Below are 22,255 nucleotides of genomic sequence, written 5' to 3'. Positions count from 1 at the left end.
GACACAGGGGTGCTCCGATCTGTCGCGGGGCCGTGCGGACGCGGCCGGCCTGGACGATTCCGGAAGGTGAGCAGTGCGTGCCGTCCCCGACGACGGCGGTGGCCGGCGCACCTATGGCGCCGGTCACGATCTCGAATCTATAACGCCCCGGGGCGTCACGCGGAGGTTTTCGTGAAGTGCGAGGGGTGTGGGGTGCGGGGCGGCACGGACGGACGATTGACATATGCACAACTATGCATATGATGAGCGGCATGGGGAACACACACGACCATGGCGGCCACTCGCACGGCATCACCGCGGACGCGGACCGGCGGTACCTGTGGATCGCCCTGTTGCTGATCCTGGGACTGATGGCCGGCGAGGTGGTCGTCGGCTTCCTCACCGGCTCGCTGGCGCTGCTCGCGGACGCGGGGCACATGGTCTCCGACGCCGCGGCCATCGCCCTGTCGCTCGGTGCGATGGCGCTCGCGGCACGCCCCGCCTGGGGCTCCTACACCTTCGGGCTCAAGCGCGTCGAGATCGTCTCCGCCCTCATCAACGGGGCCACGCTGCTGCTGCTCGCCGTTTTCTTCACGGTGATGTCGGTGCTCCGCCTGCTCGACCCGCCGGAGGTCGAGGGCGGGGCGGTGGTGATCGTCGCGCTCATCGGCATCGCCGTGAACCTGCTGGCCACGTGGTCGCTGAGCAAGGCCAACCGGCAGAGCCTCAACGTGGAGGGCTCGTTCCAGCACATCCTCACCGACCTCTACGCGTTCATCGGCACGGCGGTGGCGGGCACCGTCATCTACTTCACCGGCTGGGTGCAGGCCGACGCGCTGGCCTCGCTGTTCGTCGCCGCGCTCATGTTCAAGGCCGGGTACGGGCTGCTGCGGGACGGCGGGCGGGTGGTGCTCGAGGCCGCCCCGCGCGGCGTCGACCCGGACGAGATCGGCCGGCGCATGGCCGTGCACCCCGACATCGACGAGGTGCACGACCTGCACGTGTGGGAGGTGACCTCCGGGTTCCCGTCGCTGTCGGCGCACGTGATCGTCGCGGACAGCGCCCCGTGCCACGCGGTGCGCGCGGAGCTCGAGCACCTTCTGCACGACGACTTCGGCATCACGCACACCACGCTGCAGGTCGATCACGCGGAATCGCGCGACGACCACGCCGGCCACCACGGCACCGACTGCCCCGAGCCGGTGAGCGGGGCGGACACGCGCTGACCAAGCGAAAACTGCTGCTTCCGCCGCAAGGATGTGCGGAAAGCGCTTGGTGGGCGGGAGTCCGATGATCCGTCAGCCGGGCAGGCCCTCGTCGAGGGTGACGGGGGCCTGCCGGACGGCGCCGGCCGCGTCGACCCACTCGAGCTCCACCACGTCGCCGGGCCGGTGCCGGTCGATCGCCGAGCTCAGATCGTCGGCCCCGGCGATGCGTTCGCCGTCGAGAGCGGTGACGACGTCGCCCGCCCGCAGGGGAGTGGACGACGCGGCGCTGCCGGGCACGATCTCCACGACCACGGCCCCGCGTGGGGGTTCGGCGGTGCGGCTGCGCACGCGTACCCCGAGCTGCGCGGTGGGGCCCACGTGCACCGTGCCGTGCTGCGCGGCGCCGCCGGGGCCCGCGGCGGCCGCGCCCAAGACCACCCGTGCCACGCCCAGCGCGTCGCCGATCGGCACCGCATAGCCCCGGCCGCCGGCCGCCTCGGCCTGCGCGGATTCCGACTTGGCGGTGTTGATGCCCACCACGCGTCCGGTCATGTCCACCAGCGGGCCGCCCGAGTCGCCGGGGTTGATGTCGGCGGCGATCTGGATGACGCCGTCCAGGTTCTCGGTGGTGCCGTCGCTGTCGGTGGCGCGGATCGACTGGTCGAACGCGGTGACGGTGCCCGGCGAGGTGACGAGCGAACCGGTGCCGCCGGCGTTGCCGAGCGCGATGACGGGCTGCCCCAGGTGCAGTGCACCGGCGTCGCCGAGCGCGGCAGCGGGCAGGCCGGCGGCGGCCGCGCCGTCGGGGCCGGTCAGCCGGAGGATCGCGATGTCGCGCGTGCGGTCGTAGCCGAGGACCTCCGCGTCGAACTCGGCGCCGGTGGACGGGACGGTGACGGAGATCGATCGGGAACCGGACACGACGTGGTTGTTGGTGAGCACCACGCCGTCGGCGGTGAGGATGATCCCGGTGCCCGCCCCGCGCGTGCGCAGCCCGGCGATGTCGTCGGGGATGTCGGTCCACACGGTGACCGTGGTGGGGATGACGGCGGCGGCGACCTGGTCCACCGTCGGGTCGGGGGGAAGAGCGGGCGCGGGTCCGCCGAGCGCGATCGACGCGCCCAGCGGTGCGCCCGCGTCGCCGATGGCCGAGGTGGTGGGGGATGCGGGCGCGGTGGCCGTGGCGGAGGGGGCCTGCGCGCTGTGCCTGACGGAATCCCATTGGTCCAGGCCGAAGCCCACGGCGCCGCCCACGACCACGGCAGTGATGATCGCCGCCGCCACCATGCGAAGCGTCCCGTGGCGGCGCGGCCCGCGCGCAGGGCCCATGCCGTCAACCCTACGGCGGGCTTGCGGCGGGCATGCCGGGAACCGCTACGCCCAGAACCGGAACAGCATGTACCCGATGGCCGAGTATCCGCGGGGCACGCCGAAGACCTCGACGATCCGGTAGATGACGTCGAAGAACACCGCGTTGACCTGGCGGATGGTGAGCAGCGCGAACACGGCGATGATGCCGAACGGGGCGAACTGCGCGAACGACCGGCGGGTGGACGGCGACAGGTGCGGCTCCAGTAGCGCGTAGCCGTCGAGGCCGGGGATGGGCAGCAGGTTCAGCACGGCCGCCATCACCTGCAGGAACCCCAGGAACGCGAGGCCGTAGACCACGCCGCGGGTCGCACCGCCGGGAGAGCCCGCGTCCGTGCCCGCCAGGAAGTGCACCGTCACCAGCAGCACGACCGCCAGCAGGGCGTTGGTGAGCGGGCCGGCGAGGGATATGCGGCGTCGCACGGCGGGCGACAGGTGCCCCGTCTGCAGATACACCGCGCCGCCGGGCAGCCCGATGCCGCCGAGCGCGATGAACAGCACCGGCAGCAGCAGTGAGAGCACGGGGTGCGTGTAGCGCAGCGGGTTCAGCGTGAGGTAGCCGCGGGCGGCGACGTCCGCGTCGCCGTGCCGGTAGGCGGTGTAGGCGTGCGCGAACTCGTGCAGGCACAGCGAGACCACCCAGCCGCCGACGACCATGACGAACACGGCGACACGCATGGCCGTGAGGTTGCCCTCGAGGTTCCACGCCGCGACGCCGGCCGCTGCGGTGGCCGCGACGATGGCGAGGAACAGCGGGCTGGGCCGGACGCTCGGGCCCTGCAGGGATCTGGACCGGACGTGCACTCAGCGCACCAGCAGCCAGTCGACGTTGTGCCGGTAGAACGTGGAGCGCTTGAGACGCTTCGGCTCGGGCACGCCGTCGCGCGTCACCGCGATGGCGTCGCCGCCCGTCTGCGCGGCCCGGCCCTCGATCCATTTGCGGCGCATCCGGCCCAGACGGGCGGCGCGCAGGCCCGGCGCATGCCCCGTCGGGTGGATCTCGATGCCGGCGGCCTCGCCGGCGAACAGCGGCCGGTGGTCCACGTAGGTCTCACCGGTGAGCCGTGCCCCGTCCGGGCCGGTGAGCTGCGCGCAGCCCACGAGGACCACGCCGAGGTCGTCGCGGATGAGGGGGGTGCCGTGGGCGGTGCCCTCCATCGCCGCGCGGCCGGCCTTGGCCCCCTTCTCCAGTCCGTGGATGCGGGTGGCGTCGGTGCGGGAGGCGGGGACGAAGGCCACCTCCACGTCGAGGCGCTCGGACCGCAGCAGATGGGTGAGCACCGAGGCCAGGGCGGCGTCCTGCCCGGCGATGATGATGCGCTGCGGCATCTCGGTGCGCGGGAGGTGCTCGGCAAGCTCCTCACGCGTGGGCACGTCCGACACGGCCACCGCGCCCTCGGAGGGCAGCGTGACCGGGATCGGGGCGTCTCCACATCGCAACAGCACGCAATTCATCGTATCGGCAGTGCGGGCGACGGGCACCGGCAGCCGTACCGACCGGTAGTGACGGCGCCGGCGGCTGCCGCGTCCGGCATCGCCCGCCACGCCCGGCGGAGCTGGAAGGGGCGGCCGCAGGGTGCTGGGATAAAGTGAAGCACCGGCTGTGTTCGGGGACCTGCACGATGGATCACGGCGCCGTGCGTCGGCGCGCGATCGAGTCCCCGGCATCCGCAAACCGAACACCCCGGTTCCGGCCGCAACGCCCGGGACCGAACGTAGTAGGAGACACGATGCCGGCGATCGTTCTGATCGGTGCCCAGTGGGGCGACGAGGGCAAAGGCAAGGCCACCGACCTGCTCGGCGGGCGGGTCCAGTGGGTGGTGCGCTACCAGGGCGGCAACAACGCCGGGCACACCGTCGTCCTCCCCAACGGGGACAACTTCGCCTTGCACCTGATTCCCTCGGGCATCCTCACCCCGGGCGTCGGCAACGTCATCGGTAACGGAGTGGTGGTGGACCCCGCCGTGCTGCTCGACGAGCTGGCCGGCCTGGAGGACCGCGGCGTCGACACCTCGTCGCTGCTGCTCAGCGCCGACGCCCACCTGCTCATGCCGTACCACGTGGCCATCGACAAGGTCACCGAACGGTTCCTGGGCAACAAGAAGATCGGCACAACCGGCCGCGGTATCGGCCCCTGCTATCAGGACAAGATCGCGCGCGTGGGCGTGCGCGCGGCCGACGTGCTGGACGAGAAGATCCTCACCCAGAAGGTCGAGGCGGCCCTGGAGCTGAAGAACCAGATCCTCGTCAAGGTGTACAACCGCCGCGCGCTCGACCCGCAGCAGGTGGTCGACGACGTGCTCGCGCAGGCCGAACGCTTCCGCCACCGCATCTCCGACACCCAGATGACCCTGGGCGCGGCGCTCGAACGCGGCGACAACGTGCTGCTCGAGGGTTCGCAGGGCACGCTGCTGGACGTCGACCATGGCACCTACCCGTACGTGACGTCGTCCAACCCGACGGCCGGCGGCGCCGCGGTGGGCTCGGGCATCGGGCCCACGCGGATCACCACTGTGCTCGGCATCCTCAAGGCCTACACCACGCGCGTGGGCTCCGGGCCGTTCCCCACCGAGCTGTTCGACGAGTGGGGCGAGTACCTGGCCAAGCACGGCGGCGAGGTGGGCGTGACCACCGGCCGTTCGCGCCGATGCGGGTGGTTCGACGCGGTCATCGCCCGGTACGCCACCCGCATCAACGGCATCACCGACTACTTCCTCACCAAGCTCGACGTGCTCTCCGGCCTTGAGACGGTGCCGATCTGCGTGGGCTACGAGATCGACGGCAAGCGCGTCGACGAGTGGCCGATGACGCAGACCGACATCCACCACGCGGTCCCCGTCTACGAGGAACTGCCCGGGTGGTCCGAGGACATCACCCACGTGCGCTCGTTCGAGGAGCTCCCCGCCAACGCGCGCCGGTACGTCGAGCGCATCGAGGAGCTCGCCGGCGCGCCGGTCTCCTGCATCGGCGTGGGGCCCGGGCGCGACGAGACGATCGTCCGCCGCGACGTCATCCACTGAGGCGCGGCCCCGGTCCGAGTACCCGGTGGGCATTCCGCGCACCGGATATCGGCGCTGCAGCGAGATCCGGTGCGCGGACCGGGGCGGCCGGACCGGGGCGGGTCACCCGCCCTGGGCGTCCCCCAGCCTGAGCCGTTCCGCCAGCACGGGGCCCACGGTGTCCAGTGCGGCGGCCCGGATCATCTCGGGGTGCGTCAGGGGCAGGTCGTGGCCCTCGATGACGCCGGAGACGTGCGGCAGCCAGGAGTCGCGGTGCAGCCAGGACTCTGCGCGCGGGGCGGCCGCGGTGAAGAACAGCACGTCGCCCTTGAACACCCGGTGCTCGTGCTCGCGCATGAGCCGCGCGTTGTTGGTGACGATGTCGATCACCGCGGACAGCGTCTCCTCGCCGAGGCTGCCCAGCGCGCTCCCGCCGCGGCGCAGCCGGTCCATGACGGCGGCCCGGCCGGATCCGGGCCCCTCGTCCGGGTCCTGGCCGGCCATGTGCAGCAGCGCCCGGAGCGCCTCGTCCTCGGTGGGCGCCGCGAGCCCGCGCCACTGGTCGCCCGGGTACGCGTCGAGCAGGGTCAGCGACGCGACGGTGCCGCCGGACTGCTGAATCTGCACCGCCATCTCCTGCGCGATCACCCCGCCGACGGACCAGCCCAGCAGGTGGTAGGGGCCCTTGTCGCCGGAGCCGCGGATCGCGGTCACGTACTCGGCGGCCATGGCCTCGATGCCGGCGGGCAGTGCGCCGCGTCCGTCGAGCCCCCGCGCCTGCACGGCCATCACCGGCCGCCCGGGCGGCAGCCGGCGTGCGAGCCCCGCGTAGCACCAGCCGAGCCCGCCCGCCGGGTGCACGCAGTACAGCGCCGGGTCCGTCTCTGCTGCGCCGGCATCGGATCCCGCCCCCGAACGCAGCGGGAACAGCACGTCGAGCGAGCGGTCCGGCGTCCCTGCGTCCAATTCCGCGGCGAGTGAGCGGGCGTCGGGCGCGGCGAAGACGGTGCCGACGCCGACGTCGGCGCCCAGCGCGTCGCGGATCCGGCGCACCAGGGCGACGGCCGCGAGCGAATGCCCGCCGAGGTCGAAGAAATCGTCGGTGGGCGCGACGGATCCGAGCCCCAGCACGTCGGCCATGAGTTCGCACAGGGCCTGCTCGCGCGGCGAACGGGGTGCCTCGGATGCGGTGTGCGCCGCTTTGCCGTCGGCCTGGGGGGCCGGCAGCGCGGACCGGTCGAGCTTTCCGTTGGCGGTCACCGGGAGCGCGGCGAGGGGCACGATGTGCGCGGGCACCATCGCCGCGGGGAGCCGCTCCGCCAGGCCCCGGCGGACGGCGGCCGGGTCGATCGTCGCGCCGTCCTCCGGCACCGCGTAGCCGACGAGCATCATCGGGCCGTCCCCGCCGGCCCGGGTCGCGACGACGGCGGCCTGCGCCACCCCGCCGAGGCCGCGCAGGACCGCGGCGATCTCGGCCGGTTCGATGCGCACCCCGCGGATCTTCACCTGGTCGTCGTCGCGCCCCAGGTACTCGACCGCGCCGTCGGACCGCCTGCGCGCCTGATCGCCCGTGCGGTACAGCCGTTCTCCCGCGCGCCCGAACGGGTCGGGGACGAACCGCTCGCGGGTGAGGTCCGGCCGGTGCAGGTAGCCGTCCGCCAGCTGGACGCCGCCCAGGTACAGGTCGCCGGCCACGCCGGGCGGGGCGGGGCGCATGGCCGAATCGAGCACGTGCAACCGCGTGTTCCACACGGGGTGTCCGATGGGGACCGACCCCGATCCCGTGGCGTGCCGCCACCAGCTCACGTCCACCGCGGCCTCGGTGGGCCCGTAGAGGTTGAACACGGGCGCGCCCAGCAACGACTCCGCAGTGTCCGCCAGGCCCGCGTCGAGGGCCTCTCCGCTGCACACGATCCGCCGCAGTGGCGTGGTGCCGGGCCGGCGCTTCAGGGAGGGCTCGCCGCAGAACGCCTCGAGCATCGACGGGACGAAGTGGATCGTCGTGACGCCCTCGTCCGCGATGAGCCCGGCGAGGTATGCGGGGTCGCGGTGCCCGCCCGGCTCGGCGAGCACCAGCACGGCCCCGGTCATCAGCGGCCAGAAGAACTCCCAGACGGACACGTCGAAGCCGGACGGGGTCTTCTGCAGCACGCGGTCGTCGGCGCCGAGGCCGAAGGCATGCTGCATCCACGCGAGCCGGTTGACGATCGCCCGGTGCCCCACCACGACGCCCTTGGGGGCGCCGGTGGAGCCGGAGGTGTAGATGACGTAGGCGGGCCTGTCGAGCAGGTCCGAGGGCCGGGTGACGGGATCCGCGGGCGCGGCGAGCGCGGCGGCGACGGCGGGGGCGTCGAGCCGCACGACCGGTGCGGCGGGGGTGTCGGGGAGCCGGGCAGCCTCGGCGCCGGTGGTGACCACGCATCCCGGCCGCGCGTGATCGAGGAGGTAGGCGATCCGGCCGTCGGGGTAGTCGGGGTCCACCGGCAGGTAGGCGGCGCCGCACTTGAGCGTCGCGACCAGCGCCACGACCAGCTCGAACGAGCGGGGGAGGGCGACGGCGACGATGTCGCACGGCGCGCCGTCGGGCGTGTCCCCGCCGCCGATGCCGTGCTCTCTGCGCAGCAGGGCGGCGAGCCGGGCGGCGCGCGCGTCGAGCTCCGCGTAGGTGAGCGTCTCACCGCGGAAGCGCAGCGCGGGCGCCCCGGGGGTGCGCCGCGCGGCGGCCTCGATGCGGTCGATGAGGGTGGTCGGGTCGACGTCGTGCCCGGTGTCGTTGCAGGCGTCGATCATCCGCAGCTCGGCGCGGGTGGCGACGTCGAGCGTCCGCACCGGCCCGGGGGCCGTGCCCGTGGCGGCGCGGGTGACGAGCTCGTGCAGCCGGGCGTGGTGCGCGGCCAGCTCGTCGGGTCCGTAGAGGTGCGGGTTGGCGGTCATGTCGAAGCCGAGCGCGCCGTCGGGGGCGGCGGTGTGCACGGTCAGCTCGATGTCCTCGACCGGCCCGGCCGCCAGGTAGTGCACTGCGGCCCGCCGGCCGCCGAACCGGAGCGGATACCCGAACGGCTTGATGTTGATCTGGGGCCCGGAGAGCCGCCGGTTCCCGCCGACCAGGCCGAGGTCGCGGCGCAGGTCCTCGTGCCGGTAGCGCTGGTGCGCGCGGGCCGCGGCGATCCCGTCGTGCACGGAACGGGCCAGCGCGGGCAGGTCGTCGTCCTCGCCGATGGTGAGCGGCAGCGGCAGCACGTTGACCGTGGTGGTGGGGACCTTCGCGGCGGCGGAGCCGGTGCGCGCGAGGACCGGCAGGCCCAGCACGACGTCCGCGGACCCGGTGATGCGGCCGACGTAGGCGGCGGCAGCGGCGAGGGTCAACTCGGGCCAGGCGACGCCGTGCGTGCGCGCCGTCGTATCCAGCGCGTGCGCGGTCGCGCGGGGCAGTGTGCCGCCGTGGCGCAGCACGTCGCGGGCGGCGGGCTGCGCGCGGTCGGCCAGGCTGCGCGCGTGTCCGCGGCCGGCGAGGCGGTCCGCCCAGAACGCGCGGTCCGCGGCGAAGTCCGGCGATGCGCGGTAGTCGTGCTCCTCGGCGAGGAGCGCGTCGAGCGGCGCGAAGGGGCTCGCGGAGGGCTCTTCTCCGCGTTCGTACGCCGTGAACACCCGCGCGGTGCGCCGGATCACCGAGGAGAAGCCGAACCCGTCGAGCACGATGTGGTGGGCGCGCAGGTAGAGCAGTACATCGCAGCAGCAGCCGCCGCCGGCGGGGTGCCCCAGCGTCAGGATCATGGCCGTGCACAGCCCGCCGCGTTCGAGGTCCGGAGTCTCGTCCGTCGCGTCGCGCATCACGCGTTGCGCGGCCGCCTCCGGGTCCGGCTCGCCGGACAGGTCGAGGATGCGGATCGGATCGTCGAACGCGGCCCCCAGCACCTGGCGGGGCTCGCCCTCCGCGCCCGGTGCGCCGGCGTCGAATCGTGCGGTGAGCGTGCCGGTCTCGGCGACGACGCGGCGCAGAGCATGCCGGAGCACTTCCAGCGCGGCGGCATCCATCGGGCCGCTGATGCGCACGTACTCGGCGCAGTGGAACGCGGGGCTGCCCGGATCGCGCTGCTGGGCGAACCAGATCCCCGACTGGGCGCGGGTCAGCGGCAGGGTGCTGCTCATGCGCCCGGGCGGTCGCCGCGGGAGACCAGCGCCAGCCAGGCGTCCAGCGACGGCTCCTCGATGAGTTCGACGAAGCCGACCTCCACCCCGCGCTCGTTCCACCGGGTCACCAGCGTCATCATCCGCATCGAGTCGATGCCGAGCTCGAGAAGGTCGTCGTCGCCGGCGAGGGTGAGCACCTCCGGGTCCTCGAGGATCTCGCTGACGTCGCGGCGGAGTTCCTCCAGGGTCGCAGGCAAGGGGGTGGTCATGCGGATGCGCCGCCTTTCAGGTTCGGAATCGGGTGGGAACAGGCTGGGGAGGGAGTCACTCTCCGGCGCGGCGGGATTCGGCCAGTGCGCGCCGCAGCTGCGCCCTGCTGATCTTGCCGACCCCGATCACCGGAAACTCGTCGACGATCTCCACCAGGTCGGGGATCTTGTACGCCGCCAGGCCGTCCCGCCTCAGGTAGCGGGTGACGTCCCGGGGGCCGAGCGCGGGCACGTCGGACTCCTGCGCCGGGCGAGTATGCGCCGGACCTGCCTGCGCGCGGCGGGGGATGACGAACGCGCAGGTGCGCTCGCCCAGAGCGTCGTCCGGCACGGCGACGACGGCCGCGTCGTGGATGCCGGGGTGGGCGAGCAGGCGTCCCTCGACCTCGTCGGGTGAGACCTTCTCCCCGCCGCGGTTGATCTGTTCCTTGGCGCGGCCGACCACCGCGAGGTTGCCGTCGGGCCGCAGCACTGCCAGGTCGCCGGTGCGGTAGAACCCGTCGTCGGTGAACGCGGTGCGATTGGGGTCGGCGGGGGAGCCGGAGCCGGGAACGGACGGGTCTGCGGCGCCGCCGTCGCCCCGGGCGGGTTCGAAGTATCCGCGGATGGTGTAGGGGCCGCGGGTGAGCAGGTGCCCGGGGGCGCCGTCGGGCACCGGGGCGCCGGCGTCGTCGACGATGCGGATCTCGTCGGCCGCGGAGCACGGGCGGCCCTGCGTCGCGACGATCACCTCGTGCGGGTCGTCCAGGCGGGTGTAGTTGATGAGCCCCTCGGCCATGCCGAAGACCTGCTGCAGGGTGGCGCCCAGCTCGGGGCCCACCCGCCGCGCCAGGTCGGTGCCGCACGCTGCGCCGCCGATCTGCAGGACCTCGAGGGTCGACAGGTCGCGGTCGGTGGAGGCCGCGGCCGCCAGCCACGACAGCGCCAGCGGCGGGACGGCCGAGGTGATGGTGACGCGCTCCGCTTCGATGAGCGCGAACACCACGTCGGGGCTCGGCACGTGCGCGAGGACCACGGTGGCGCCGGCGTGGAACGCGCCGAGGATGCCGGGGGAGACGAACGGGAAGTTGTGCGCCACGGGCAGCGCCCCGAGGAACACCGAGGACGCGTCCAGCGGGCAGGCGTCGAGGCTCTCGCGGATCGCGCACAGGTAGTCCTCGTGGCGGCGCGGGATGAGCTTGGGCACGCCCGTGCTGCCGCCGGACAGCTGCAGCAGCGCCACGTCGGAGGCGACGGGGGGATCCGGGAGCGCGGCGGCGGCGTCTTCCCCGTCGGCCAGATTTCCCGCGGCCGAGTACAGCGCGTCGAGCCGGACGAACCCGTGCGATTCGCCGACGGGCCCCGGCTCGCCGGCCACGATGACGTGCCGCAGCGCGGGCAGGTCCGCCGCGATCTCGGCGGCGAGCGCGCGGTAGTCGAATCCGAGGTGCTTGTCGGCGACGATGTACGCGACGGCGCCGGTGTGCCCGCAGAACTGCGCGATCTCGGTGCGCCGGTGCGCGGGCAGCGCCAGCACCGCCACGGCGCCGAGGCGCAGCAGCGCGAAGAAGGTTTCGACGAACTCCGCGCCGTTGGGCAGGTGCACCACCACGTGGTCGCCGCGCCGGATGCCCGTCCGGTGCAGCCCCGCCGCGAGGGCGTCGACGCGCGCTGCGAGCTCGCCGTAGGTCAGGCGGGTTTCGCCGGCGACGAGCGCGAGCCGGTCGCCGTGCGCGGCGGCGCGCGCTCGCAGCACATCGCACAGCGTTTCGTCGCGCCAGAGTCCCTGCGCGCGGTAGCGGCGGGCGTAGTCCTCGGGCCAGTCGGGGTAGCGGGTCCGCGTGGTGGTGCCGGCCATCAGTTCGCCATCGCCTCGTCGACGTCGTCGAGCATGGCCATCGCGGCGAGCGGGCCGCCCAGGCTCATCCACTGCGAGCCGTCGACGGTGCTGACGTGGCCCTCCTGGACGGCGGAGAGCGCGGCGAACGACGGGCTGGCCATCGCGGCGTCGAGCGCGTCGACGTCGTTGCCCTGCCCGGAGAGGGTGCCCACGAAGATCCAGTCGCCGTCGATGGCGTCGAGGTTCTCCATGCTCAGCGGCATGCTGTGCTGCGCGGTCTCCTGCTGCGCCTCGGGGCGCTGGAAGCCGAGGTCGTTGAGTACGCTGCCCGCGAAGGTGCCCTTGTTGATGGTGCTGGGCCCCTTGGGGTTCCAGCGCACCACGCTGACGACGGAGCCTGCGGCCGGGCCCAGGTCCTGCTGCACCGACGCCACCTTGGCCTGGTAGTCCTCCATGAAGGCCTGCTGCTGGTCGGTGCGGCCGAGCGTTTCTCCGATGGTGGCGAACGCGTCCTTCCAGTTCTCGCCGAGCTGGAAGGTGACGACGGTGGGCGCGATCTGGCGCAGGCGGGCGAGCACCTGCTGGTCGCGCACCTGGCCCGCGAGGATGACGTCCGGGTCGGCCTTGATCACCTTGTCCAGCTCGGGACCGGTGACGGTGCCGACCATGGTGACGCCCTCGGCCTTGTCGCCCAGGTAGCGCGGTGCGCCGTCCTGGCCGCGTCCGGCCGTCGCGCCCACGGGCGTCACGCCGAGGGCGAGCGCGGCGTCGAGGTCGAGCTCGCTCAGCGTCACGACGCGCTGGGGATCGGCCGGCACCTCGACCTCGGTGCCGGTGGCGTCGGTGATGGTGATGGTCTCCGACGAGGCCGCCGCTGCCGCATCGGCGTCTCCCGACCCGCCGGATCCGCTGCCGCAGGCGGTGAGCGCGAGCATCAGTGCCATGAGGGCGGTGAACAGCGCGGCGACGCCGGACCTGCGGCGGCCCCCGCCGGTGCGGCCCCGGGGCGCGGGGTGGGCGCCGATCGTTGATTGCGGCATGAAAGCTCCGTATCGTTGTCGTGGATCTCGCTATTGTCGTCGTGGATTCCATCGATCCTGCGATGGAATCCCGCGTGGACGCGCGACCTGTCCCGGCCTGCCGGAGGCGTCGAGCCCGGCGGGTCCGCGTCGTCCCGCTCGGCGGGGGCCGTTCGACCCCGCCGCATCGGTTAGCTTAGGCTAACTTCATGATCGTCGATCATGCTGCCACGGACCGCCGCCCCGGCGCCAGGGGGGTGTCTCCTACCCCGTTGGGCGGCAAGCGGAACCGGTTCGGCACACGGCGTCACGTCGTGCTGGCCGCACTCCTGCTGCTGGCCGTGCTGTTGGCCGCCGTGGCGTCGCTGCTGTTCGGGTCGGGCGACACGGGCGTGTGGCGCGCGGTGCAGTTCCTGGTGGGCGGCGGCGACGCGCGCGCCGACGAGCACCTCCGCATCGTCGTGATGGACCTGCGCTTGCCGCGGACGTTCGCCGCACTCCTGATCGGCGTGGCACTGGGCGTGGCCGGCGCACTGCTGCAGGCGGTCACGCGCAACCCCCTCGCGGAGACCGGGCTGCTCGGCGTCAACGCGGGCGGCGCGCTGGGGGTGGTCTCCGGCATCATGCTCGGCGCCGCGGGGACGGGGACCGCACGGCTCGGGTGGGCGTTCGCCGGTGCGCTCATCGTCAGCGCCCTGGTCCTGCTCATCGCCGCCAAAGGGTCCGGCGGGGCGTCGCCGCTGCGCCTGGTGCTCGCCGGCGCGGCGATCGGCGCCACCGTCCGCGGCGTCACCGCGTACCTCCTGTTGGGTAAACAGGCCAGCTATGACGAATACCGGTGGTGGATCCTCGGATCGCTGTCCGGGGTGTCGGCCGAGTCGGTGGTCGACGTCCTGCCGTTCGTGATCGTGGGCGTCGTCATCGCGCTCGCCTCCGCCCGTCCGCTGTCGGCGCTCTCGCTGGGCGACGAGACGGCGCGGTCGCTGGGGCACCGGCCCAAGCTGATCCGGTCGGTCGTGGTCGTCGCGGTGACGCTGCTGACGGCGGCGTCGGTGGCGGTGGCGGGGCCGGTGGCCTTCGTCGGGCTGCTCGCGCCGTACATCGCCCGCGCGGTGGTCGGCACGGCGATGGTGCCGCAACTGCTCTTCGCGGGGCTCGCCGGCGCGCTCGCGGTGCTGGTGGCGGACGTGGCCGCCCGGCTGGTGATCGCCCCGTACGAGGCGCCGGTGGCGGTGCTGCTCGCGCTCATCGGGGCGCCGCTGCTCATCGTGCTCGCCCGCTCGCCCCGGCTGCTCACGCTGGGCGCGTCGAAGCAGGGGGCGCTGTGACGGCGGCCGGAGGGCCGATGCGGGCCGAAATCGCGTCGCCGGCCGCAAACCCGCTGCCGGACGGCGACGGTGCGGGGGACGGCGCGGCGGCTGCGCGGCCCCGGACGGGTTCGTGGTCCGCGTCGGCGGCTACTCCGTGGTGCTCGCGCGGCGGGGGAGCCTCGTCGTCGCCGTGATGGCGGTGTGCGCGGCGGCGCTGGTCGTGGCGTCACTGCTCACCGACTCGGCGGGGTTCGGCACCGGGGAGTTGCTCGCCGGGTTGTTCGGCCGCGCCGGTGACGGCGTGAACCTGCTTGTGCAGCAGATATTCCTGCCCCGGGTGGTGTGCGCGCTGCTGGCGGGGGCGGGCCTGGGCGCCGCCGGGTGCCTGTCGCAGACGCTCGCCCGCAACCGCCTGGCCACCCCCGACATGCTCGGCGTCAGCGAGGGCGCCACCACCGCGATGCTCGCCGTCGCGGGCGCCAGCGTGACCGGGCTGGTCGGCGCGTGGTGGGCGGGGCCGGTGGGAGCGGCGGCGGCCGGGCTCGTCGTGGTGCTGCTGGCCGGCGGAATGGGCCGGGCCGGCTACCGGGTGCTCATCGTGGGCGTCGCGCTGACCACCATGCTCTCGTCGGTCACCCAGCTGGTGTTGGCAACCCAGAACATCAACTCCGCGGGCGGGTCGTTCCTGTGGACCATGGGCAGCCTCAACGGTCGCGGCTACGAGACCGCGGTGCCGGTGGCGGTCGGCATGGCCGTGCTGTTCCCCCTCGCGCTGCTGATGGCGCGGAGGCTGGGGGTGCTGCGGCTCGACGACGCCACCGCCGCGACGTTGGGGCTGCGCCCGGACCGCACCCGGCTGGCGGTGCTGACGGTGGCCGTCGGCATGGCGGGCCTGGCCGTCGGCGTCGGCGGCCCCATCGGGTTCGTCGCGCTGGCCGCACCGGTGATCGCCTCGCGGCTGGCCGGCCCGGCGCGGGTCCCGGTGCTCTCGTCCGCGGTGGTGGGCGCGGTGCTGGTGGTCGCCGCCGACCTCGCCGCCCGGACGCTCGCCCCCGTCGAGATCCCCGCCGGCGTGGTCACCGCCGTGCTGGGAGGGCCGTTCCTGCTGTGGGTGCTGTTGTCGCGAGAAGGAGAAGGCCGATGACCGAAGCGACTGCCGCCGTGGGCTGGAGTCTGGAAGTGTCCGGGCTCAGCGCGGGCTATGCGGGCGCGCCCGCGGTGCGCGACGTGTCGTTCACCGCGGGGGCGGGGCGCGTCGTGGCCATCGTCGGGCCCAACGGCTGCGGCAAGTCCACACTGCTCCGGTCGATCGCCCGTCTGCACAAGCCGACCGCGGGCGCGGTGACGGTGGGCGGCGAGGACCTGTGGCGGATGCGTCCGCGCCAGGCCGCGCACCGGGTGGCGCTGCTGCCGCAATCACCGCAGGCCCCCGAGGCGCTCACCGTGGCCGGCCTGGTGGGCTACGGGCGGCATCCCCACCAGGGTTTGTTCCGCCAGTGGTCGCACCGCGACGAGCAGGCTGTGACCGCCGCGCTGGAGGCCACCGGCACGACGTCGCTCGCGGGGCGGCGCCTGGACGAGCTGTCCGGCGGCCAGCGGCAACGCTGCTGGTTCGCCATGGTCATGGCCCAGGAGTCGCCGGTGCTGCTGCTCGACGAGCCGACGAGCGCCCTCGACCTGGGGCACGCGGCGAGCGTGCTGGGGCTCGCCAGGGGGGTCGCCCGGGACGGCCGCACGGTGGTGATGGTGGTGCACGACATCGGCGCCGCCGCGCGCTACGCGGACGACGTGCTGGCCATGCGCGACGGCGAGGTGGTCGCGTGGGGGCCGCCGGGCGAGGTCGTGGACGCGGCGTTGGTGCGGACGCTGTTCGACATCGACGCGGACATCCTCACCGCGCCCAGCGATGGTGCACCGGTGGTGGTGACCAAGGAGCCGCCGGTCGGCGGAGCGGCCGGCGATTCCGGGGCGGACGTGGTGCACGGCCCCCCGCCTGCGGCGGTGCACGCGTGACGGCGTCGCGCGCCGCAGTGCAGCGCCACGCCACGCCGCCGCGGTCGCCCCGGCCCGCACCGGCGCCGCTGGCGGCCAGCCCCCGCATCGGGCGCCTCGAGGAGGAGGTGAGGCGGGGCGTACCGGGCGCGGTGGAGTCCTTCTGGGGGCAGGTCGCCGAGGAAGGGGCGCCGCTGGTCGAGGCGGTCCCGGGCGGCGATGCGAACGGCGGCACGGCCCGGGCGGACGAGGTGATCGCCACTTTCGTCCACCGCGGCGGGCCGGCCCTCGCCATGGTGAACAAGCTGCACGACCGCGCGGACCCCGCTGCCTCGCGGATGCGGAACGTCACGGGGACCGACGTGTGGTGGCTCGCCTACCGGCTCCCGGCCGACTGGCGGGGCAGCTATCACCTGGTGCCGGGCGACGGGCCCGGCGACCTCGCCGCGGCCGTACCCGACCCGCACGGCCCGCGCCGGCTGGCGCAGCCCGGCGGCGCAGACAAGAGCGTGGCGGCGATGCCCCAGGCGCCCGCGGACGACCACCTGGATCCGCCGCCGGGCACGCCCGCCGGCGCGGTGGCGGTGCACGCACTGCCCAGCACCGTGCTGGGCAACAGCCGTCGCGTGTGGGTGCATGTACCGCACGGCCGCTCCGGGGCCGGCGTTCCGGTGGACGGATATCCGGTGCTGGTGCTCCTCGACGGCGCCACCTGGTTCGAGACCGCGCCGATCGCGCCAGCGCTCGACCACCTCTACGCGCGAGGCGAACTGCCCCCGATGGTGACGGTGGCCGTCGACACGCTGGGGCCGTCGGTGCGCGGTGAGGAGCTGACCTGCCACGTGCCGTTCGTGCGGTTCCTCACCGACGAGCTGCTGCCGTGGGCGGAGCGGCGATGGCGGATCGCACGGGCACCGGAACGCACCATCATCGCCGGCCAGAGCCTGGGCGGGCTGGCGGCGGCGTTCGCCGCGGGCTCGGCGCCGGAGCGCATCGGATGCGTTCTGGCGCAGTCGCCCTCGCTGTGGTGGCGGGGACGCGGTCCCGGTGGGGAGGCCGTGCCGGACGGGCGCGAATGGCTCACCGACTGGTACGCGCGGCGCGCGCGGCTTCCCGTGCGTTTTCACCTGGAGGTCGGCCGCGACGAGTGGGTGAACCTGCTGCCGGCCCGCCGGTTCCGGGACGTCCTCGAGCGCAAGGGGTATCCGGTGGTGTATCGGGAGTTCGGCGGTGGCCACGATCTCGCCTGCTGGCGGGTCGGCATCGCCGGCGGGCTCGCATCGCTGACACGCGGATGGTAGCCGGACCCGTTGAGCCGCTTGGCGACCCGGCATCGGATCTGTTAGGTTAGGCTAACCAAAACGTTGATCGGAGGGTGCATCGTGGACGCTGCCGAGTTCGCCGGCCGGGTGGCCGTGGTGACGGGGGCCGCGGGCGGGATCGGCGCGGCCGTCGCGTCGGGCCTCGCCGCGCAAGGCGCCGTCGTCGCGGCGCTCGACCTCGACGGTGCCGCGGCGCCCGCCGGCGGCCGCGGATACGCCTGCGACGTCGCCGATTCCGCGTCGGTCGACGCGGTGATCTCGCAGGTGGAGGCGGAGCTGGGGCCGGTGGCGATGCTCGCGAACGTGGCCGGGGTCCTGGCGACGGGCGACGTCGTCGACACGACCGATGCACAGTGGTCGCGCCCGTTCGACGTCAACGCCACCGGCGTGTTCACCGTGTCCCGGGCGGTGGCCCGGGTGATGGTCGCGCGTCGGGCCGGCGCCATCGTCACGGTCGGCTCCAACGCGGCGGGCGGCCCGCGCGCGTCGATGGCGGCCTACGCGGCGTCGAAGGCTGCGGCGACGATGTTCACCAAGTGCCTGGGGCTCGAACTGGCGGCGCACGGCATCCGATGCAACGTGGTCTCGCCGGGGTCCACCGACACGCCCATGCAGCGGGGGATGTGGAGCGACGGCGCAGGCGCGGAGGCGGTGATCGCCGGTTCTCCGGAGCTGTACAAGGTCGGGATCCCGCTGGGGCGCATCGCAGATCCGGCCGACGTGGCCGATTCCGTGCTGTTCCTGCTGTCGGACCGGGCGCGGCACATCACCATGCACGACCTCTACGTGGACGGCGGGGCGACGCTCAAGGCATGAGCCATCCCGCCGCCGGCGGCCGGACGGCACCGGCACCCCGAACGTGACTCTGCACTGCTGACGACACCGCCGCCGGAACCCGGCGCGCGACGACAGGAGACGCGATGACCCTCTCGACCACGATGCGCACCGCTGCGCCGGCCGGTTCCGGCGCGGTCGCGCCGCTGGACGCATACGCGCCCGGCGACTTCTACTTCTCGGCCGGCGGCCGGGCGATGCTGGGCAGCGGCGGGGTGGCGGTGGCCGCGGGCGTGCCGGCCGCCGTGTGTGCGGACGCCGTGCGTGCGGCGCTCCGCGACGCCCCCCGCACCGGGGCCCGGCCGCCGCGCGTCGTCGGGGCGATTCCGTTCGATACGGAACGCCCTGCCCACCTGTCGATTCCGGAACGGCTCCGGACGGTCGACAGCAGCGGTGGCGGTGTTGCGAGCGCCGGGGCCGACGGCGATCGCGTCGCGATGGGCGTCGGTGCCGCATCGGCGGGAGACGCACCGGCCCCGTGCGAGGTCACCGCAGTCCCGAGTCCTGACGACCACATGGCGGCCGTCGGCGAGGCGCTCAGCGTGATGCACCGGGCCCCCGAGCTGCACAAGCTCGTCCTCGCCCGGACGCTTCACCTGCGGCCCGACGGCGCCGTCGATCCCGGGAGCGTGCTGCGCGTGCTGGCCCGCCGGCACCCCGGGGCCTACACGTTCGCCGCGGACCTCCCCGCGGCCCGGGACGGGGGGCCGCGCACGCTGGTGGGCGCCAGCCCCGAACTGCTCGCATCGCGGCACGGCGACGTGGTGCGCTCGTGCCCGCTCGCCGGATCCGCGGCGCGCAGCGACGACCCCGCGGAGGACCGGCGCCGCGCGGAGGCGCTGCAGGCGTCGGCGAAGGACCAGGTGGAGCACGCCATCGTCGTCGACGCGATCGCCGAGGCGCTGCGCCCGCTGTGCGGCGGGCTCGACGTCCCGGTGCGGCCCCGCCTGGTCGCGACGCCGACGATGTGGCACTTGGCCACCCCCATCGCCGGGACGGTCGCGGACCGCTCCGTCACCGCGCTCGATCTCGCCCTGGCCCTGCACCCCACCCCGGCGATCTGCGGGGCTCCCACGGCGGCCGCCCGCGCGGAGATCGGCCGGATCGAAACCTTCGACCGCGGCTTCTACAGCGGCTTCGTCGGCTGGTGCGACGCGGACGGCGACGGCGAATGGGCCATCGCGATCCGCTGCGCCGAGGTGGACGCCGACGGGGCGCGGCTGTTCGCCGGCGGCGGCATCGTGGCCGGATCCGATCCCGCAGCCGAGCTGGCGGAGACCTCCGCCAAGTTCCGCACCATGATCGACGCCGTCGACCAGGCGGTGGCCGCCGCCGCAGCGCGCGGCTGACGGGCGACCGACGCCCACAGACCCGACACACGCCCTACTGCAGAGACGGAGTCCGACGCAGCCATGCCGATCCCCGCGATCACCCCCTACCCCGCGCCCTCCGCGGACCTGGATGCCAACCGCGCCGACTGGCGCCCGGAACCGGGCCGGTGCGCACTGCTCATCCATGACATGCAGAAGTACTTCCTGGACGCCTACGACGCCGCGCAGGAACCGATCCCCGAGCTCTACCGCAACATCGCGGCGCTGCGCGCGGCGTGCGCGGAACAGGGGATCCCGGTGCTGTACTCGGCGCAGCCGGGCGGGCAGGACCCGTCGCGGCGCGGGCTGCTGGCCGACTTCTGGGGTGAGGGGATGGCCGACGATCCCGCACAGACCCGCATCGTCGACGCGCTGGCCCCCGGCCCCGACGACATCGTCATCACCAAGTGGCGCTACAGCGCGTTCCAGCGCACCGAACTCGCTGACACTCTGCGGTTCCGGCGGCGCGACCAGCTCATCATCACCGGCGTGTATGCGCACCTGGGGTGCCTGGCCACCGCGACCGAGGCGTTCATGCGCGACATCCAGCCGTTCTTCGTGGCCGATGCGGTGGCCGACTTCACCGCCGACGAGCACCGGATGGCGGTGGACTACGCGGCGCGCCGCTGCGCCACCGTGACGACCACCGCACGCCTGGTCGATGCGCTCACCCCGGCGCTGCAGCGCTGACGCGGGCCGCCGCCATGGCCACGCAAGCCCTTTCAGCAGCACATACCTTTTCAGTAACACAGGGAGAGAAGAGAACACACTGATGAACACCACTCGGAAGACGACGGCGCGCATGCGGCGGATGCTCACCATCGCGGCGGCGGCCGGCCTCGTCACCGCCACCGCTGCCCCCGCGCTGGCCGCTCCCGCGGATCCGTTCGGCTCGCTGGCACCGTCGCCGGAGCCGGCCGTGCTCGACACGTTGCAGGTGGGCGACGGCAACTACGAGGTGGCCGTGGACCCGATCCACAACCGCGCGTACCTGGCGAGCCCCGGCGCGAAGGCGATCACCGTCCTCGACGCCACCACCAACGCGACGCTGCAGACGATCGACCTCGGCCACGCGCCGTACGGCGTCGCCGTCAACCCGGTCACCCAGACTGTGTACACCTCGGACACGCGGAATGAGACGGTCACCGTCATCGACGCGGTGTCCGGCGCCGTCACCGGGACGATCCAGGCGGGCAAGGGGCACGGGATCGAGGTGGATCCGGTGCGCAACCTCGTCTACCTGGCCGTGCCCGGCGACTCTGCGGTCAAGGTGATCGACGGGGCGGCCGGCGAGGTCGTCGCGACCGTGCCGACGGGTGAGACGCCGGTGCAGATCGAGGTGGACGAGCTGCGCGGCAGCTACTGGGTGTCCACCACCGGCGACGCCACGGTGACCGAGTACTCGTCGGACACCAACGCGAAGATCGCGTCGGTGACCACCGGTGAGGGGCCGCAGAACATGTACCTGGACGCCGTGCGCGGCAAGCTGTATGTCGACGCGTTCAAGGCCGGCACCGTCGACGTCGTCGACGTGAACACCGACGCGGTGGTCGACAGCATCGAGGTGGGCGCGCAGCCCATCGGCATCGACTGCAACCCGGTGAGCGCCGTGTGCGTGGTGCCGCACTTGACCGCGAAGGGCGACGGCGGCAAGGGCAGCACCGACCCGGACGATCCCGGCCGCGTGTCCGTGATCGACGCGGACGCCGGCACGAAGATCGCCGAGCTGCACATCGGCGGCGTGCCGCTGGGCGTCGGCTACAACCCGCTGACCTCGACGGCGCTGGTTACCGACCGTGGGAGCGCGGACGTGGCGGTGATCGGCGCCTGACCAGGCCCGCCGTACCGACGCTCCGGCGCCGAGGGGAATCCCCTCGGCGCCGGAGCGTTTCGGCGGGCGGTGCGCCGGACCGGTCCGTTCCTCCTACGCCGTCACGGCCAGGTAGGGCGCCAGTGCCAGCAGGGCGACGATGAGGGCGCGCTTGAGAGCGTGGGTGGGGATGGCGTGCGCGATCCGCCAGCCGAGGAACACCCCGGCCAGCTCCGGGACCCCGACCAGCAGGGCGAGCGGCCAGTCGATCGCGCCCTGCGCCGCGTAGCCGACCGAACCGAGGGCGGCGATGACGATGGACTGCACCTGCGCGGCCGCGAGGGATTCGAGCACCGGAACCCCGCATGCGATGAGCAGCGGCACGGCCAGCATGGGGCCGCCGATGCCGACGATGCCGCCCGTGACGGCCACGGCTGCCCCGATGCCGACAACGGCCGTGGTACCGGGATACCGCGGGGGCGCACCGTCTCCCGTGGCCGCAGGCCTCTCCTGCCCATCGCCGCGCCGTTCCCGGAACCAGAGCAGCAGCGCGACGGCGGCGACGACGGCGGCGAGGACGTAGCCGAACGCGCGCTGGGACAGTCGCGCGTTGACCAGGACCCCGACGGGTGTGCCGACGACTGCGGCGCCGGCGAGGATGAGCGCCGTGCGACGCGTGTGTACTTGGCGCAGCTGGCCGGAGCGCGCGAATGCCGCCGTGCCGGCGATGCCGGTGGCGACGTGTGTGACCAGGGCGGTTCCGGCCACGGCGGGGGGCGGAAAGGCCCGTCAGCGCGAACAGGCCGATGGTGGGGAGCACGCCGC

Annotated in this window: 18 protein-coding genes; 10 read left to right on the top strand and 8 right to left on the bottom strand. The window is 73.8% G+C overall.

Features of this window, described 5'->3' with window-relative positions; translation table 11 throughout:
• Nucleotides 1-242: 242 nt before the first annotated feature.
• Nucleotides 243-1,205, top strand: a complete 963-nt coding sequence (locus H4F70_RS17265) for a cation diffusion facilitator family transporter (RefSeq protein WP_372497566.1) — start codon at nt 243-245, stop codon at nt 1,203-1,205.
• A gap of 72 nt (nt 1,206-1,277) precedes the next feature.
• Here H4F70_RS17265 and H4F70_RS17260 read toward each other — a convergent pair whose 3' ends face one another.
• From H4F70_RS17260 to H4F70_RS17250, 3 genes are read right to left on the bottom strand one after another with little or no spacing between them, the layout of a single operon-like run.
• Entirely contained in the window at nt 1,278-2,516 is a 1,239-nt protein-coding gene (locus H4F70_RS17260; protein ID WP_182358092.1) for a S1C family serine protease, read from the bottom strand.
• Nucleotides 2,517-2,561: 45 nt separating this feature from the next.
• A complete protein-coding gene (locus H4F70_RS17255; protein ID WP_182346549.1) occupies nt 2,562-3,359 on the bottom strand; it encodes a site-2 protease family protein in 798 nt (265 codons plus the stop codon).
• Nucleotides 3,360-4,001, bottom strand: a complete 642-nt coding sequence (locus H4F70_RS17250; RefSeq protein WP_235681190.1) for a hypothetical protein — start codon at nt 3,999-4,001, stop codon at nt 3,360-3,362. It abuts the gene before it with no gap.
• Between the two features lie 284 nt (nt 4,002-4,285).
• Between H4F70_RS17250 and H4F70_RS17245 the strand changes: the two genes are divergently transcribed.
• Nucleotides 4,286-5,575: an adenylosuccinate synthase gene (locus H4F70_RS17245; protein WP_182358091.1), complete on the top strand. Its 1,290-nt coding sequence runs from the start codon at nt 4,286-4,288 to the stop codon at nt 5,573-5,575.
• A 102-nt stretch (nt 5,576-5,677) separates the two neighbouring features.
• Here the strand turns inward: H4F70_RS17245 and H4F70_RS17240 are convergent, their stop codons facing one another.
• From H4F70_RS17240 to H4F70_RS17225, 4 genes are read right to left on the bottom strand one after another with little or no spacing between them, the layout of a single operon-like run.
• Nucleotides 5,678-9,703: a non-ribosomal peptide synthetase gene (locus tag H4F70_RS17240; RefSeq protein ID WP_182358090.1), complete on the bottom strand. Its 4,026-nt coding sequence runs from the start codon at nt 9,701-9,703 to the stop codon at nt 5,678-5,680.
• Entirely contained in the window at nt 9,700-9,954 is a 255-nt protein-coding gene (locus H4F70_RS17235; protein ID WP_182358089.1) for a phosphopantetheine-binding protein, read from the bottom strand. Before H4F70_RS17235 ends, H4F70_RS17240 begins: the two co-directional genes overlap by 4 nt.
• Nucleotides 9,955-10,009: 55 nt before the next feature.
• Complete coding sequence (locus H4F70_RS17230; protein WP_182358088.1) at nt 10,010-11,791, bottom strand: (2,3-dihydroxybenzoyl)adenylate synthase; 1,782 nt, start codon at nt 11,789-11,791, stop codon at nt 10,010-10,012.
• A complete protein-coding gene (locus tag H4F70_RS17225; RefSeq protein ID WP_182358087.1) occupies nt 11,791-12,813 on the bottom strand; it encodes an ABC transporter substrate-binding protein in 1,023 nt (340 codons plus the stop codon). The genes H4F70_RS17230 and H4F70_RS17225 overlap by 1 nt, the downstream gene beginning before the upstream one ends.
• A gap of 188 nt (nt 12,814-13,001) precedes the next feature.
• Here H4F70_RS17225 and H4F70_RS17220 point away from each other — a divergent pair, with 188 nt between their 5' ends.
• The 8 genes from H4F70_RS17220 (at nt 13,002) to H4F70_RS17185 (ending at nt 21,451) form a co-directional block, all read left to right on the top strand.
• Nucleotides 13,002-14,120, top strand: coding sequence for a FecCD family ABC transporter permease (locus tag H4F70_RS17220; RefSeq protein WP_182358086.1), 1,119 nt, complete (start codon nt 13,002-13,004; stop codon nt 14,118-14,120).
• Between the two features lie 112 nt (nt 14,121-14,232).
• Nucleotides 14,233-15,246 (top strand): FecCD family ABC transporter permease, encoded by a 1,014-nt coding sequence (locus H4F70_RS17215; RefSeq protein ID WP_220471727.1) that lies wholly within the window; start codon nt 14,233-14,235, stop codon nt 15,244-15,246.
• Nucleotides 15,243-16,115 (top strand): ABC transporter ATP-binding protein, encoded by an 873-nt coding sequence (locus H4F70_RS17210; protein ID WP_182358085.1) that lies wholly within the window; start codon nt 15,243-15,245, stop codon nt 16,113-16,115. The genes H4F70_RS17215 and H4F70_RS17210 overlap by 4 nt, the downstream gene beginning before the upstream one ends.
• On the top strand, nt 16,112-17,395 hold the full coding sequence (locus tag H4F70_RS17205) for an alpha/beta hydrolase-fold protein (protein WP_182358084.1): 1,284 nt from the start codon (nt 16,112-16,114) through the stop codon (nt 17,393-17,395). Before H4F70_RS17210 ends, H4F70_RS17205 begins: the two co-directional genes overlap by 4 nt.
• Nucleotides 17,396-17,476: 81 nt before the next feature.
• Nucleotides 17,477-18,232, top strand: coding sequence for a 2,3-dihydro-2,3-dihydroxybenzoate dehydrogenase (locus H4F70_RS17200; RefSeq protein ID WP_182358083.1), 756 nt, complete (start codon nt 17,477-17,479; stop codon nt 18,230-18,232).
• A gap of 104 nt (nt 18,233-18,336) precedes the next feature.
• Nucleotides 18,337-19,599, top strand: coding sequence for an isochorismate synthase (locus H4F70_RS17195; RefSeq protein WP_182358082.1), 1,263 nt, complete (start codon nt 18,337-18,339; stop codon nt 19,597-19,599).
• A 63-nt stretch (nt 19,600-19,662) separates the two neighbouring features.
• On the top strand, nt 19,663-20,310 hold the full coding sequence (locus tag H4F70_RS17190; protein WP_182358081.1) for an isochorismatase family protein: 648 nt from the start codon (nt 19,663-19,665) through the stop codon (nt 20,308-20,310).
• Between the two features lie 82 nt (nt 20,311-20,392).
• On the top strand, nt 20,393-21,451 hold the full coding sequence (locus tag H4F70_RS17185; RefSeq protein ID WP_182358080.1) for a YncE family protein: 1,059 nt from the start codon (nt 20,393-20,395) through the stop codon (nt 21,449-21,451).
• A gap of 93 nt (nt 21,452-21,544) precedes the next feature.
• Here H4F70_RS17185 and H4F70_RS17180 read toward each other — a convergent pair whose 3' ends face one another.
• Nucleotides 21,545-22,198 (bottom strand): sulfite exporter TauE/SafE family protein, encoded by a 654-nt coding sequence (locus H4F70_RS17180; protein ID WP_220471726.1) that lies wholly within the window; start codon nt 22,196-22,198, stop codon nt 21,545-21,547.
• Between the last annotated feature and the right edge of the window lie 57 nt (nt 22,199-22,255).

The sequence above is a fragment of the Tomitella gaofuii genome (assembly GCF_014126825.1).
GTDB classification, from domain to species: domain Bacteria; phylum Actinomycetota; class Actinomycetes; order Mycobacteriales; family Mycobacteriaceae; genus Tomitella; species Tomitella gaofuii.
Note: the sequence above shows the minus strand (reverse complement) of the source record. Positions and strands in the feature narration are given on the sequence as shown.